The sequence below is a fragment of the Mesorhizobium sp. M7A.F.Ca.ET.027.02.1.1 genome (assembly GCF_004022985.1).
Taxonomy (GTDB): domain Bacteria; phylum Pseudomonadota; class Alphaproteobacteria; order Rhizobiales; family Rhizobiaceae; genus Mesorhizobium.
The window spans coordinates 1-13,581 of record NZ_RZOL01000153.1; the positions used below are offsets into that span (position 1 = coordinate 1).

Genomic DNA, 13,581 nt, shown 5'->3' on the forward strand with positions numbered 1-13,581 from the left:
CCCTCACCCGGCACGATGATGCGCAAGTCGGCGACGATCTCGTCGCGCCGGCGCATCGTGGCGTCGTCTGGTTTCGGCATGGCCAAGCCGGACATCGGTAGCCTCATTTCGCTTGACTGGTCAAAATCTTTTACCAGTGAAGCGCGCTGGGTGCAAATCCTGTGATGGTTGGGAATCCGGCATCAAGGCTGGGGCAAGCTTCCGCAGCGGCAATCTGCCGCTGTCTCACCCTCCCCCGCGCGGCGCTCTACGAGGACCCCCACCCCGTCTCACGATCTTCGCTTCGCTGCATCATGAGCCGACCCTCCCCACAAGGGGGAGGGTGAGCAGATCTATTCGCCGGGCGGCTTGCCGGGCTCGGAGTGCATCCGGCGCACGCGGCGTACGCCCCACCAGACCAGCAGGATGGCGACAGGCACCGAAGCCGCGGTAATGATCTCCGGTGCGAAGGCATGGCCGAAGATCGAGGCACCCTTGGCGACATAGCCGACAAGGCCGACCACATAATAGGAGACGGCGGCGACCGAGAGCCCCTCGACGGTCTGCTGCAGGCGCAGTTGCAGGCGGGCGCGGTTGTTCATCGAGGCAAGCAGGTCGCGGTTCTGCTTCTCGACCTCGACATCGACCCAGGTGCGCAGCAGCGTCGTGGCGCGGGTCAGTTTTCGCGACAGATTTTCCTGCCGCTCCTCGACCGAGCGGCAGGTGCGCATTGCGGGCGCCACCCGGCGCTGCAGGAACCCGCGCCATGTGTCATAGCCGGGCACAGCCTCTTCCTCGAGCGCCTCCAGCCGTTCGCCAACGATGCCGTTATAGGCGCGGCTGGCGCCGAAACGGTAAAGGCTCGATGCCGCGTCCGCCTCCAGCTCCGCCGCAAGTTCGGTCAGATCGGCCAGCAAGGTCTGGCTGTCGCGAGTCCCGGTGACCTTCATCTCCAACGTGGTCTGCGCCAGCCGGTCTTCGATGCGGCGGGCGCGGCCGGACAAGGTCAGCGCCAGCGGCAGGCCGAGCATGGCCAGCGTCCGATAGGTCTCGATGTCGATAAGCCGCTGCGACAACGCGCCGGTACGCGCCGGGGTCAAGCCGCGATCGAGCAGCAGCATGCGCGTCAGACCATCGCCGTCCTGGCGAAAATCGGTGATGATGGCCGCGTTTCCGCGCTCGACCAGCGAGTAGCACAAGCTGGTCGGATCGAAACCGGCTATCAGCTGCTCGCTCGCTTGCGTCCATTTGCGGATTTCGAGCCTGATGCCGGAGATGCAGGTTCCTGGCGGCGAAAACCCGTTGCCGAAGGGGGAGTCCTCCTGCGTCCTGCCGCTTTCGGAAAGCGGCCCTTCCCACAAATAGGTCGAGAACTCGGTGTGACGCTCCCAGCGCAGCGAGCCCTTGCCCCATTTCATGGCATGATGGCGGGCCTGGCGGTCGGGCGCGGCGATGCCGAGGCGCCGCGACAATTCGGAAAGCACCGCGTGGTCGACGCCCGAGCCACCCTCCGTCATGAAGGCGAGTTGCATCAGGACGCGTGGCTTTTCGATCAGCGGGTGCGGCCGGGCATGAACCTCGCCGAGTGCGCCGGGCCGGCCCTCATGCGCGGGAAAGCCCATGACGCTGCCCTTGGCGCGCGGCTGGAATTCGAGATCGGACGGGTCGTCTGACACGGCTTGTTCCCTGAGTTTCCTTGAACCTCTTGCACCCGCGTCCCTCTAGTGCCAATGGCCTGATGACGCAAACGGCAAAGGTAGCCGAAGATGATGGCATCGGGCGGAAAATCGGCCCGCTTTTGTCAATTGGATAAATAATTTGACCAGTTGGCGAGGCAGGCTCTATTCTGCGACACCGGTTCACCTTCCAGGCATTCTGTTGAGCGACATTTTTTCCAGGATCGAGCATTCGCGCACCGCCGACGAGGTGGTGCAGCAAATCGAGAGCCTCATCCTCGAAGGCGTGCTGCGCACCGGCGACCGGCTGCCGGGCGAGCGCGAGCTTGCACGCCAGTTCGACGTATCCCGGCCGATCCTGCGTGATGCGCTGAAGTCACTGGAAGGACGCGGCCTTTTGACGACAAGGCCCGGCGGCGGCACGCATGTCGCCGATGTCATCGGCCAGCTCTTCACCAAACCGGTGACGGACCTGATCTCGATGCACCGCAAGGCAGTGACCGATTATCTGGAATATCGCCGCGAGATCGAAGGGGTCGCGGCTGAATACGCGGCACGGCGCGCCACTGCGGACGACATGGCGCTGCTCGACAAGATCATGGCACGTATGGACGATGCGCACCGGACCGGCGACTTCGACGACGAGGCCGAGATCGATGTCGAGTTCCACCACGCGATCTGCGAATGCGCGCACAACATCATCCTTTTGCACACGTTGCGTTCCTGTTACCGGCTGTTGTCGGAGGGCGTGTTCCAGAACCGGCTGCTGGTGTTCAGCGTGCCCGGCGCGCGCGACGCCCTGCTGGCGCAGCACCGCGCGATCCATGCGGCGGTGAAGGCCGGCGATCCGGATGCTGCCCGGCAAGCGGCGATGGACCACATCACCTATGTCGAACGGTCGATGGCGGAAGCCGAGCGCAGCGGCGACTGGCAGCGCGTTTCGCGACTGAGGCTGAAGCAGCGGGTCGAAGCCACCGATACCGAACCTGCACGCAAACGCTCCTAGCTATCGAAACGGGAAGCCCATGAGCCAGATCCTGACCATCGCCGACCTCAAGGACCTCGCCCGCCGGCGCGTGCCGAAGATGTTCTTCGACTATGCCGATTCCGGTTCGTGGACCGAAAGCACGTATCGGGCCAACGAAGAGGACTTTCAGAAGATCAAGTTCCGCCAGCGCGTGCTCGTCGACATGGACAACCGTTCGCTGGCATCGACGATGATCGGCGAAAAAGTGTCGATGCCGGTGGCATTGGCGCCAACCGGCATGACCGGCATGCAGCACGCCAATGGCGAGATGGTGGCGGCTCAGGCGGCGGAGGAATTCGGCGTGCCGTTCACCTTGTCGACGATGAGCATCTGCTCCATCGAGGATGTCGCCTCGGTAACCACGAAGCCGTTCTGGTTTCAGCTCTATGTGCTGCGTGACAAGGAGTTCGTGCTCAACCTGATCGATAGGGCAAAGGCGGCGAAATGCTCGGCGCTCGTGCTGACGCTCGACCTGCAGATTCTCGGTCAGCGCCACAAGGACATCCGCAACGGGCTTTCGGCGCCACCCAAGCTGACGCTGACGAACATCGTCGACATGGCCATCCGCCCGCGCTGGTGCGCCGCCATGGCCGGCACGAAGCGGCGGACCTTCCGCAACATTGTCGGCCACGCCAAGGGCGTCGGCAACATGGCCTCGCTGGCATCGTGGACGACGGAGCAGTTCGACCCGCATCTGTCGTGGAAGGACGTCGCCTGGATCAAGGAGCGCTGGGGCGGCAAGCTGATCCTCAAGGGCATTCTCGACAAGGAGGACGCGCTGATGGCGGCCAAGACCGGCGCCGACGCGATCATCGTTTCCAACCATGGCGGGCGCCAGCTCGATGGTGCGTCGTCGTCGATCGGCGTTCTGGAAGAGATTGCCGACGCGGTCGGTGACACGATCGAAGTGCATATGGATGGCGGCATCCGCTCCGGCCAGGATGTCCTGAAGGCGCTTTGCCTAGGTGCCAAGGGAACCTATATCGGCCGGCCATTTCTTTACGGCCTGGGTGCGCTTGGCAAGGAAGGGGTTACCAAGGCGTTGGAAATCATCCGCAAGGAGATGGACATCACGCTGGCCCTGTGCGGAAAGCGTCTTGTCACCGACATGGGCAAGGACCAGCTCCGGCGCTAAGCCCGTGACCGCACGACCACGGAGACACCGAAAAATTGGCAGAACCCGGCATCCATTTTCTCGACGCGCATGGGCCGGAAGGTGTGCGTCTTTACGCGATCGGCGATGTCCACGGCCGGCTCGACCTGCTGGCCGCCATGCATCGGCGCATCAGGACCGAGATCGAGCAGGAGGCGCCTGCCGACTGGCGCGTCATCCATCTTGGCGACTATGTCGACCGCGGGCCGGACTCGAAGGGCGTCATCGATTTCCTGATCGAAGCGGAAGAGCGCGACCCTCGTCACCTGATGCTGGCCGGCAACCACGACATCGGTTTTCTCGACTTTCTCAAGACCCCTGACCCGGAAGGGCTTTTCATCCGGTTCGGCGGCATCCAGACGGCACAGTCTTACGGCGTGGCGATCAGTGAAGGCACAAGCGTGTGGTTCGGCAAGGCCGAATCGGCCGTGCGCAAAGGACATCAGGCCCTGGTCGAGGCCGTGCCGCAAAGCCACATCGACTTCCTGCGATCGCTGCCGTTCTCCGCGACTTTCGGGGACTTCTTCTTCTGTCATGCCGGCATCAGGCCGGGCAATCCTCTGGAGAAGCAAAGCCCGCAGGACCTGATCTGGATCCGCGACGTCTTCCACAACCACCCCGACCTCTATCCGAAGATCGTGGTGCACGGCCACACGCCGGTGCCGGAGGCGGAAGTGATGGCCAACCGCGTCAATGTCGACACGCTTGCCTGGCAATCAGGCATGCTGAGCGCGCTCGTTGTCGACGGCGCGGACAAACGCATCCTGACAATGACGATCAAGGAAGCTTGAGCGTCGCGCGTCGGAGGACGCGAAAGGCGCTTTCCGCCTTTAGCGCAGCGAGGCGGTGACGCCGTAACCGTCGACGGCGTTGTGGTTGTTGGCTGCGTCGGCGGCATAGATGCCGAGACCGCACAGCACGATGGCGGACAACATGGCAAAGGACAGAAGCGCTGCTTTCACGGAGGTCATCTCTTGTTGAGCTTTCTGCATCTGTGCACCAGGCGGTTACCAATGCGTTGAAACGGAGAATTCGCTTCAAAGTTTCGACGATTTTGCGCTTCTAGGCATGTTCTGTATCAACGGTGTGTCGCGCGGGTCACACAAAGGTTCATAGCCGTTGCACAGAAGATGCAGAGCGCGCGCCTTCTAGGATGGCGGGCGGACACAAGCCAAGAATGAAACGGTTTTCCCCAGGCGGTTTCACCGCTGCGTGCCAATTATGTCACGCTGGAGGGTACGGAGAGGCCAACACTCAGATGGTCGCTACCCAGGCACGGGCAATGGCGAGGCCAGCGGCATCCGCATCGGGCCCGTTGCGGGCCATTTCGCCATCGAGCTTGCCGGCCCAGTCGGGATGGCGAGCGGCGATGGTCGGGGCAAAGGACGTGCTCCAGTCCTCGACCATCGGCCGGTCGGCCTCGAAATGGAACTGGAAACCGTAGACGGCGCGTCCGACGCGAAATGCCTGGTTCTCGGCGACATCGTTGCCGGCAAGCCGCACGGCGGCCTCGGGCAGCACGAAGGTGTCGTCATGCCACTGGAAGATCGGGAATTTCTCCGGCAGCGCGCCCAGCACCGGATCGCCCTTGGCGTCCGCCGTCAGCGATACGCCGTGCCAGCCGAACTCATTGGCGCCGCCGATGCGGTTTTCGCCGCCGAAGGCACGGGCGACGAGTTGGCTGCCCAGGCAGATGCCGAGCACGGCGCGATCCTTGTCGGCAAAGTCGCGGGTCAGTTCGAGCAGTGCCGGGAAATAGGGGTACTCATCGTCGGCCAGCGCGTTCTGGCCGCCGCCGAGCACGATCATGGCATCATGCCCGGCCGCGTCATCCGGCAGGGGATCGCCCCTGTAAGGGAGACGCAGGTCGAGATCGGCACCCGCTTCCGCAAGTGCTGCGCCGACCTGGCCGAGGCCGGTATTGTCGTAGTTCTGCACCACCAGCACCCGCATCACAAAACCCTGCTGACATGAAAAAGATGCGAGGAGCGATATCATGCCGCTCGCATTGCAGCCAAGATGCGTGTCCGGAGAGAAAACTATGCCACTGCAGAACCGGGTCGATCCGTTCGGTACCATCCACGCCGTGCCTGATCGCGGCCTGTTCACCGGCAATCGCGGCATCATCCACGATCCCGAGACCAAGACGCTCAAGAAGAAGCGCTGGGCGCTTCCGGCCTGGATCATCTGCGTCCGCCAATTCCGCGATGTGCGGCGCGAACCGATGGGCCGCAACCGGAAGGGCGGCAAAGCGGGCTGGACAGAACTGTTCTTCCTCGACGAGGTGACGGCATTGGCGGCCGGGCATCGCCCCTGCTTCTTTTGCCAGCGCGAACGGGCCAGGGATTTCGTCGGCCGCTTCGGCGACGGGTTCGGCATTGCCGAACCGCGCGCGCCGATGGTCGACAAGCGGCTGCACAAGGAGCGGCTGGCCTCGGGCGGCAGGCCGCCAGGGATTGCTGTTGAAGACCTTGCCGGCCTGCCGGACGGCGCCATGGTTGCGGATGGTCGCACTGTTTATGCCCTGCGTAGGGGCAAGACGCTGCGCTGGTCGTTTGCGGGATATGGCCCACCCGCAGATTTCGGCCTGCTCAAAGGCAGGACGCTGTCGCTGCTGACGCCGGCCACGACGCTCGCCGTGCTGCGGCATGGCTTTCGGCCGGTGTGGCATCCTACCGCCGAGGCTTGACGCCGGCGGCCGGCTCGCTCATTCCTCGGCGATGCGCGCCAATTACAAGATGCAACGTCTGTTCGTGCCCGACGATCTCGCGCCGGATGTCGAGTTCGACGCTGGCCAACAGCAGAGCCACTATCTCCTGCATGTGCTGCGGCTTGGCGAAGGCGCCGAAATCCTGGTGTTCAATGGCCGCGACGGGGAGTGGTCAGCGGCCATATCAGCGAAGACGAAAAGGGCGGTGCGGCTGAAGGTGTCAGCGCTGCAGCGGCCGCAGCCGCCGCTGCCTGATCTCGTCTACTGCTTTGCGCCACTGAAGCAGGGCCGGCTCGACTATCTCGTGCAGAAGGCGGTCGAGATGGGCGCCGGCATCCTGCAGCCGGTCATCACCCAGCACACGCAAGTGGCCAAGCCGTCGATCGATCGCCTGCGCGCCAATGTCGTCGAAGCCGCCGAACAATGCGGCATCCTGGCGGTGCCTCAGGTGCGCGAAGCCGAAAAATTCGACCGCCTGCTGACCGGTTGGGACACAGAGCGACGGCTGATCTTCTGCGATGAGGATGCTTCGACCAACAATCCGCTGGCCGCGCTGCAGGCGGTCAAGGAAAAGAAGCTTGGGCTGCTGGTCGGGCCGGAGGGCGGTTTTTCCGACGACGAGCGCAAGATGCTGCGCGCCCTGCCCTTCGTCACCGCCATTCCGCTCGGCCCGCGTATCCTGCGCGCCGACACCGCGGCGGTGGCCGCGCTCGCGGTGATGCAGGCAACTGTCGGAGACTGGTGAGACGTCATCCCTTGCAAGGGATGCAGAGTTCCAGCAACGTTCAATTCCTGTTGACCTGTGGCTCAGGATTTTTCGCTTGATCGTCTGCTGACATTTCGTCCATTTACCGCCGGCGGTCATCCGGCCGCCTCTGAGGGTACCATCATGGCGCGCGATACGACCGATTTCCGCCCGATCGAAGGTGTCGACGAACTCGTCGAGCATCTGGCCGAAGGCAACAAGCCGCGCGACAAATGGCGCATCGGCACCGAGCACGAGAAATTCCCCTTCTATGTCGACGGCAATGCACCGGTCCCCTATGGCGGCGAGCGCGGCATCCGCGCCATTCTCGAAGGCATGCAGTCAAAGCTCGGCTGGGATCCGATCGTCGATGACGGCCGCATCATCGGCCTGGTCGAGCCGACCGGTCAGGGTGCGATTTCGCTGGAACCCGGCGGCCAGTTCGAGCTTTCCGGCGCACCGCTGGAAACGATCCACCAGACCTGCCGCGAGGGCAACGCCCATCTGGCGCAGGTGCGCGAGATCGCCGAGCCGATGGGCATCCGTTTCCTCGGCCTCGGCGGCAGCCCGAAATGGTCGCTGGCCGAGACGCCGAAAATGCCGAAATCGCGCTATGAGATCATGACGCGCTACATGCCCAAGGTCGGCACCAAGGGCCTCGACATGATGTACCGCACCTGCACGATCCAGGTGAATCTCGACTTCGAGAGCGAAGCCGACATGCGCCGCAAGATGCAGGTGTCGTTGAAGCTGCAGCCGCTGTCGACGGCATTGTTCGCCAATTCGCCTTTCACCGAAAGCCACCCGAACGGCTTGCAGAGCTGGCGCGGCGATATCTGGCGCGACACCGACAACCAGCGCTCGGGCCTGCTCGAATTCTGCTTCTCGCCCGATTTCGGTTTCGCCGACTATGTCGAATGGGCGCTCGACGTGCCGATGTATTTCGTCATCCGCGACGGCCACTATCACGACATGACGCACATCACCTTCCGTCAGTTCATGGCCGGTGTCGCGCGCAATCAGGTGCCGGACGGGCTGCCGACAATGGGCGACTGGGCGAACCATCTGTCGACGCTGTTCCCGGACGTGCGGCTGAAGCGCTTCCTTGAGATGCGCGGCGCCGATGGCGGGCCATGGCGGCGCATCTGCGCGCTGCCTGCGTTCTGGGTCGGGCTGCTCTATGATGAAGCCGCACTCGATGCCGCCGAGGCGTTGACGTCGAGCTGGACGTATGAAGAAACGCTGGCGATGCGCAACGCCGTGCCGGAACAAGGCATTTCCGCACCGTTCCGCAACACCACGCTGCGCGAGATCGCGCGAGACGTGATGGTCATTTCCCGCATGGGCCTGAAGAACCGTGGCAAGAAGAACCGCGACGGTTATGACGAGACCTCGTTCCTCAACACGCTTGACGAGGTCGTGGCGCGCGGCACAACCAGCGCCGAGGAGATGCTGTCGGCCTACCACACGCGCTGGGGCGGCTCGATCGAGCCGGTTTTCATGGAATACGCCTATTAACCCTCGGATCTGGCAAAGCTGACCGGCCGGCAAAAGTCGCTTCAATCGGAAGTGGAAACAAACTAGGCTTCTTCGGCGAGGATTTCCGGAGGAGAGACCAATGCCTTCCTTGTTCGACATGCTGACACAGGCCCAGAACGGCAACGGCATGCAGGCCCTTGCCCAGCAATACGGGCTTTCGATGCAGCAGACGCAAGCCGCGGTCGCCGCATTGCTGCCGGCCTTTTCGCAGGGGCTGCAGCGCAACACAGCCGACCCTTACGGGCTCGGCGCCTTCATGACGGCGATGGCCAGCGGCCAGCACGCCAAGTATTTCGAGGACGCAACCCGGGCCTTCTCGCCGCAAGGCGTCGATGAGGGCAACGGCATTCTCGGGCACCTGTTCGGCTCGAAAGACCTGTCTCGCGCCGTGGCCAGCCAGGCGGCGCAAGCCAGCGGCGTCAATCAGCAGATCCTGCAGCAGATGCTGCCGGCCATCGCCTCGATGGTCATGGGCGGGTTGTTCAAGCAGACAACAAATCAGATGCAGGCCGCCGGCGGTTTTGGCGGCGGCGGCAACAATCCGCTGGGCGAGATCATCGAGCAGATGATGCGGCAAGGCGGCGGCATGCAGGCCCCGGCGCCGCAGCCGCGCCAGGCGCCGCCACCCCAGAACCCGATGGACAACCCGCTCGGCAAGGTGTTGCAGGACATGTTCGGCGGCGGTGCGCCTCAGCCACAGCCGCAAAGCCAGCCGCAGCCGCAGCCCAATCCCTACGGCGACAATCCACTCGGCAAGGTGCTGCAGGACATGTTCGGCGGTGGCGCGCCTCAGCCGCAGCCGCAAGGGCGGGCGCAGCCGCAGCCTCAGCAGACACAAAGCCCCTACGGAGACAATCCGCTGGGGAAAATCTTCGAGGAGATGCTGCGGCAAGGTGGCGGTGGCTTAGGCGGCATCCCTGGCGGACAGCCGGCGCCGCAACAGCCTCAAGCGCCCCCACTGCAGCGTCAGGCACCGCAGCCACAGGCCAATCCGAGCGGCAGGCCGAAAAACCCGTTCGACGACCTGTTCGGCAAGATGTTCGAGACCGGCGCCCAGCAGCGTGACGACTACCAGAAGGGAGTCGAGACGATCTTCGACCAGTTCAAGCGGGATATGGACCGACGGTAGGCGACATACGTGGGTAAGAGACTGGAGCAGATGCGCCGCAATCCGCGCGGCGACTGGTCGATAGCCGATGTGAAGGCGGTTTGTGACGAAGCTGGTGTCCAATGCGTGCCGCCAAGGTCAGGCGGTTCACACTACAAGGTCTATCATTCGGCAATGACCGATATTTTGACTGTGCCTTTCAAACGCCCGATCAAACCCGTATATATCCGAAAGCTCGTGGCATTTATCGACGAGGCAAAGAGACATGATGGACAGACTTGAATATCCGGTCGTCATTGCGCCACTTTCTGCAGAGGATGGAGGCGGTTTTTCGGCTTTGGTGCCTGATCTGCCAGGTTGCGTGAGTGATGGCGACACTCCTGAAGAGGCCATCGCTAATGTCCAAGACGCCATAGCATCTTGGATAGAGGCCGCGCATGAGCTCGGCAGATCGATACCAAGGCCATCGCGAAAGCTGGCATTCGCCTGACAGCCAAAGGAAAAGCCCGGTCCTGGGAGGACCGGGCAGAGTGCAGGCGGGCCGGGGGGGGGATCCGGCAGGGAGTGGGAGCCTGCATACTCGTCAGTCGCGTCGAACCCCGAAAAGGTTCGCGGCAACCTAAACAACAAGCATCAGATCAGGCCACCTTGCGGGCGATGTCCTCGATCGCCTCGACGCGATCGCTGGCGATTTCGCGCAGCATCGCCGTCGGGTCGCGGCCAAACGGCACGTCGATGGCGACGTGCAGGTCGCCGCGCATCAGGCCGATATCGGCGAGTTCGGCGTCCGACATCTCGCCAAGACGGTAGAAGGCGCGGCGGTTTTTCCAAGCGCGGTAGACGTTGGAGACGGTGTTGGCCACGCGCGTCGCAACGGCCGGACGCGAGGTGATGCGCGAGGTCTCGGTGGCGAAATCGAACGTGGTCATGTCGGTCTCCTTCAGACTCGAACGGGCAAAACCAGGCGATCGGCGCTGGCGACAGCGGCCGTTCCGGCTTCGATTCACATGCCTTCATGTGGACAATGCCAATTTGCCATCGGCCGATTGATTAATCCAACGAATGTTTCTAATCTTTACCATCAACACCAGTGATGGATCATGTCGATGAAATCGCCGCTCGATCTCGATCAGTTGCAGACCTTCATCTCGATTGCCGACACCGGCAGCTTCACCAGGGCGGCCGAAGAGGTGCACCGGACCCAGTCGGCGGTTTCGATGCAGATGCGTCGGCTGGAGGAGCGGCTCGGCAAGCCGCTGTTCGAAAAAGACGGGCGCACCAACAGGCTGACCGAGGAAGGCGACAAGCTGCTTTCCTATGCGCGGCGGCTGCTCTATCTCAACCGTGAGACGCTGGCTGCCTTCGACGACCGGCGGCTCGAAGGCACGATCCGCATCGGCACGCCCGACGACTATGCCGACCGTTTCCTGCCCGAGATCATGGCGCGGTTCACGCGCTCCAATCCGCGCGTCGAACTGACCGTCATCTGCGAGCCGACACCGGGGCTGGTCGAGCATATCAAGCGCGGCAATCTCGACCTCGCTCTGGTGACTCACAACGACGTACGCGGCCAGTCGGAGGTGGTGCGGCGCGAACCGCTGCTGTGGGTCACCTCGGCCAACCATGCGACGCATGAGCAGGAAACGCTGCCGATGGCCTTCGGCCGGCCGAACTGCATCTGGCGGCGCGCCGCCGTCGATGTGCTCGACCAGCAGAATCGCGACTATCGCATCCTGTTCACCAGTTTCTCTGCCACCGTCATCACAGCCGCGGTGCTTTCGGGCCTCGCGATCTCGGTGCTGCCGGAATGCGCGCTGCGGCCCGGCATGCGGGTGCTGAGCGAAGCCGACGGCTTCGGCGCCCTGCCCGATTGCCGCATCGGCATCATGCGCGGCCAGACGTCGCGGCCGGAGATCGTCGATGCGCTCGCCCGCCATATTTCGGAAAGCCTGGACAACATCTCCGTGCCGGTCGGTGAAGATCCCGGGACATTCGATTTCGCGGCACTCGCCTTCACCAAGCTGCGGCGAACCAAGCCGAACCAGATTCTGCCCGGCTGGTAGGCAGGGTCAGGTATGCGGGTTATGAACGGCTGGCCCGACGCAACCGCCTTGACGCGGGCGCCCAACCGTTCCCCAATCGACCGATGAGCGAAGCAGCATCCGAATCACGCACCAACGCCGCCGAATACACGGTGAGCGAGATTTCCGGCGCGCTGAAGCGCACGGTCGAGGACGTTTTCGGCAATGTGCGGGTGCGTGGCGAAATATCAGGCTACCGAGGACCGCATTCGTCCGGTCATGCTTATTTCGCGTTGAAGGACGACCGTGCCCGTCTCGACGCCGTGGTCTGGAAAGGCACGATGAGCCGGCTGAAATTCCGTCCCGAAGAGGGCATGGAGGTGATCGCCACCGGCAAGCTCACCACCTATCCCGGCAAGTCCAACTACCAGATCGTCATCGACAATCTGGAGCCTGCCGGCGCCGGCGCCCTGATGGCGCTGCTGGAGGAGCGCAAGCGGCGGCTGCAGGCCGAGGGGCTGTTCGATACCGGCCGCAAGCGGTTGCTGCCCTTCATGCCGCGCGTCATCGGCGTCGTCACCTCGCCGACGGGATCCGTCATCCGCGACATCATCCACCGCATCAAGGACCGCTTTCCGCTGCACATCCTGGTCTGGCCGGTGCGTGTTCAGGGCGAGACGTCAGGCGCGGAGGTGGCCGCCGCGGTCAACGGCTTCAACGCGCTGGCATGGGACGGCGCCATCCAGCGCCCCGATCTGCTGATCGTGGCGCGTGGCGGCGGCAGCCTCGAAGACCTCTGGGGGTTCAACGACGAGGCGCTCGCCCGCGCCGTCGCTGCCTCCGGCATTCCGGTGATCTCGGCTGTCGGCCACGAAACGGACTGGACGCTGATCGATCTCGTGGCGGATGTGCGGGCGCCAACGCCGACAGGTGCGGCCGAAATCGCCGTGCCGGTGAAGGCCGACCTCGAAGCAACGCTTGCCAGTCTCGGTGCGCGGCTGAAAGCGGCGGTCCTGCGCAATTTCGAACGCAAGCGGCAGGCCGCCCGTGCCGCCGCCCGGGCTCTGCCCTCGCCCGATCAATTGCTGGCGCTGCCGCGGCGACGCCTCGATGAGGCGACGTCCAGGCTCGGCCGGGGCCTGTTGGTCTCCACCGAACGCAAGCGTGCAAGGTTTTTTGCCGTAAAGCTGACACCGGCAATGCTGTCACAGCGCATTGCCGAGGCGCGGCGAACCAACGAGCGCAATCTTATGCGAGCACAAGGCGCGCTACGCGCGTTGGCAAGAGCCCGGCGTGCGGAGCTTAACCGAGCGGCGGATCAATTGCCAAAATGTGCCAGGGCATCGCTGCAGCGGCACAAGCAGCAACTGGCTCTGCTGCAAGGCCGCATCACGATCGAGCCGACGGCACGGCGGCAACGCGTACAGAGGGATTTGCTGACAGCTTTGACAAGACGCGGCACGCAAGCAGTGGTGCTCAGGCTGGAGCGCCTGCGCGGCCGTGTCGTCCAGGCCGACAGGTTGATGGCGTCGCTGTCGCACAAGGCCGTCCTGGCGCGCGGCTTTGCGCTGGTGAGGGATGCGGATGGCGTGGTGATCAAGCAGGCTGCCGAGGTGGCGGTGG

General features: G+C 63.7%; 15 protein-coding genes. 11 read left to right on the forward strand and 4 right to left on the reverse strand.

What is annotated here, in order from left to right; genetic code table 11:
- Positions 1 to 332: 332 nt before the first annotated feature.
- A complete protein-coding gene (locus EN749_RS17875; protein WP_128289704.1) occupies positions 333 to 1,655 on the reverse strand; it encodes a DUF3422 family protein in 1,323 nt (440 codons plus the stop codon).
- 202 nt (positions 1,656 to 1,857) lie between these two features.
- Between EN749_RS17875 and EN749_RS17880 the strand changes: the two genes are divergently transcribed.
- From EN749_RS17880 to EN749_RS17890, 3 genes are read left to right on the forward strand one after another with little or no spacing between them, the layout of a single operon-like run.
- Entirely contained in the window at positions 1,858 to 2,661 is an 804-nt protein-coding gene (locus EN749_RS17880) for an FCD domain-containing protein (protein ID WP_127397229.1), read from the forward strand.
- A 19-nt stretch (positions 2,662 to 2,680) separates the two neighbouring features.
- Positions 2,681 to 3,817 (forward strand): alpha-hydroxy acid oxidase, encoded by a 1,137-nt coding sequence (locus EN749_RS17885; RefSeq protein ID WP_127397228.1) that lies wholly within the window; start codon positions 2,681 to 2,683, stop codon positions 3,815 to 3,817.
- A gap of 35 nt (positions 3,818 to 3,852) precedes the next feature.
- Complete coding sequence (locus EN749_RS17890) at positions 3,853 to 4,626, forward strand: metallophosphoesterase (RefSeq protein WP_127807765.1); 774 nt, start codon at positions 3,853 to 3,855, stop codon at positions 4,624 to 4,626.
- A gap of 39 nt (positions 4,627 to 4,665) precedes the next feature.
- On the opposite strand, the gene EN749_RS39455 is transcribed toward EN749_RS17890, so the two are convergent.
- Both EN749_RS39455 and EN749_RS17900 read right to left on the reverse strand, forming a co-directional pair.
- Positions 4,666 to 4,797 (reverse strand): hypothetical protein, encoded by a 132-nt coding sequence (locus EN749_RS39455; RefSeq protein WP_013893872.1) that lies wholly within the window; start codon positions 4,795 to 4,797, stop codon positions 4,666 to 4,668.
- A 292-nt stretch (positions 4,798 to 5,089) separates the two neighbouring features.
- The gene (locus tag EN749_RS17900) at positions 5,090 to 5,788 is read right to left on the reverse strand and encodes a type 1 glutamine amidotransferase (RefSeq protein ID WP_127807766.1); all 699 of its coding nucleotides are present in this window, start codon (positions 5,786 to 5,788) and stop codon (positions 5,090 to 5,092) included.
- A gap of 88 nt (positions 5,789 to 5,876) precedes the next feature.
- On the opposite strand from EN749_RS17900, the gene EN749_RS17905 reads away from it, so the two are divergent.
- The 6 genes from EN749_RS17905 (at position 5,877) to EN749_RS17930 (ending at position 10,427) form a co-directional block, all read left to right on the forward strand.
- On the forward strand, positions 5,877 to 6,524 hold the full coding sequence (locus EN749_RS17905; protein ID WP_128363624.1) for a hypothetical protein: 648 nt from the start codon (positions 5,877 to 5,879) through the stop codon (positions 6,522 to 6,524).
- Positions 6,525 to 6,555: 31 nt separating this feature from the next.
- Positions 6,556 to 7,290: a 16S rRNA (uracil(1498)-N(3))-methyltransferase gene (locus EN749_RS17910; RefSeq protein WP_127382521.1), complete on the forward strand. Its 735-nt coding sequence runs from the start codon at positions 6,556 to 6,558 to the stop codon at positions 7,288 to 7,290.
- 144 nt (positions 7,291 to 7,434) lie between these two features.
- Complete coding sequence (locus EN749_RS17915) at positions 7,435 to 8,808, forward strand: glutamate--cysteine ligase (protein WP_128363625.1); 1,374 nt, start codon at positions 7,435 to 7,437, stop codon at positions 8,806 to 8,808.
- A 100-nt stretch (positions 8,809 to 8,908) separates the two neighbouring features.
- Positions 8,909 to 9,958: a DUF937 domain-containing protein gene (locus EN749_RS17920; protein ID WP_128363626.1), complete on the forward strand. Its 1,050-nt coding sequence runs from the start codon at positions 8,909 to 8,911 to the stop codon at positions 9,956 to 9,958.
- 9 nt (positions 9,959 to 9,967) lie between these two features.
- A complete protein-coding gene (locus EN749_RS17925) occupies positions 9,968 to 10,219 on the forward strand; it encodes a type II toxin-antitoxin system HicA family toxin (RefSeq protein WP_127382519.1) in 252 nt (83 codons plus the stop codon).
- Positions 10,206 to 10,427, forward strand: a complete 222-nt coding sequence (locus EN749_RS17930; protein WP_050589468.1) for a type II toxin-antitoxin system HicB family antitoxin — start codon at positions 10,206 to 10,208, stop codon at positions 10,425 to 10,427. The genes EN749_RS17925 and EN749_RS17930 overlap by 14 nt, the downstream gene beginning before the upstream one ends.
- A gap of 148 nt (positions 10,428 to 10,575) precedes the next feature.
- On the opposite strand, the gene EN749_RS17935 is transcribed toward EN749_RS17930, so the two are convergent.
- The gene (locus EN749_RS17935) at positions 10,576 to 10,866 is read right to left on the reverse strand and encodes a DUF1127 domain-containing protein (protein ID WP_128363627.1); all 291 of its coding nucleotides are present in this window, start codon (positions 10,864 to 10,866) and stop codon (positions 10,576 to 10,578) included.
- A 177-nt stretch (positions 10,867 to 11,043) separates the two neighbouring features.
- On the opposite strand from EN749_RS17935, the gene EN749_RS17940 reads away from it, so the two are divergent.
- Together EN749_RS17940 and xseA are read left to right on the forward strand one after the other, a co-directional pair.
- Positions 11,044 to 12,000 (forward strand): LysR substrate-binding domain-containing protein, encoded by a 957-nt coding sequence (locus EN749_RS17940; RefSeq protein ID WP_027035580.1) that lies wholly within the window; start codon positions 11,044 to 11,046, stop codon positions 11,998 to 12,000.
- Positions 12,001 to 12,083: 83 nt separating this feature from the next.
- Positions 12,084 to 13,581: exodeoxyribonuclease VII large subunit (gene xseA / locus EN749_RS17945; protein WP_128363628.1), on the forward strand; the 1,498-nt coding region annotated here is incomplete at its 3' end.

Excerpts from the sequence above, each read along its gene's own strand:
- EN749_RS17930 (WP_050589468.1), top strand. The coding sequence starts at position 10,206 with ATGGACAGACTTGAATATCCGGTCGTCATTGCGCCACTTTCTGCAGAG.
- EN749_RS17885 (WP_127397228.1), top strand. The coding sequence starts at position 2,681 with ATGAGCCAGATCCTGACCATCGCCGACCTCAAGGACCTCGCCCGCCGG.
- EN749_RS17900 (WP_127807766.1), bottom strand. The coding sequence starts at position 5,788 with ATGCGGGTGCTGGTGGTGCAGAACTACGACAATACCGGCCTCGGCCAG.
- EN749_RS17905 (WP_128363624.1), top strand. The coding sequence starts at position 5,877 with ATGCCACTGCAGAACCGGGTCGATCCGTTCGGTACCATCCACGCCGTG.
- EN749_RS17915 (WP_128363625.1), top strand. The coding sequence starts at position 7,435 with ATGGCGCGCGATACGACCGATTTCCGCCCGATCGAAGGTGTCGACGAA.
- EN749_RS17910 (WP_127382521.1), top strand. The coding sequence starts at position 6,556 with ATGCGCGCCAATTACAAGATGCAACGTCTGTTCGTGCCCGACGATCTC.
- EN749_RS17935 (WP_128363627.1), bottom strand. The coding sequence starts at position 10,866 with ATGACCACGTTCGATTTCGCCACCGAGACCTCGCGCATCACCTCGCGT.
- EN749_RS17920 (WP_128363626.1), top strand. The coding sequence starts at position 8,909 with ATGCCTTCCTTGTTCGACATGCTGACACAGGCCCAGAACGGCAACGGC.
- EN749_RS17940 (WP_027035580.1), top strand. The coding sequence starts at position 11,044 with ATGAAATCGCCGCTCGATCTCGATCAGTTGCAGACCTTCATCTCGATT.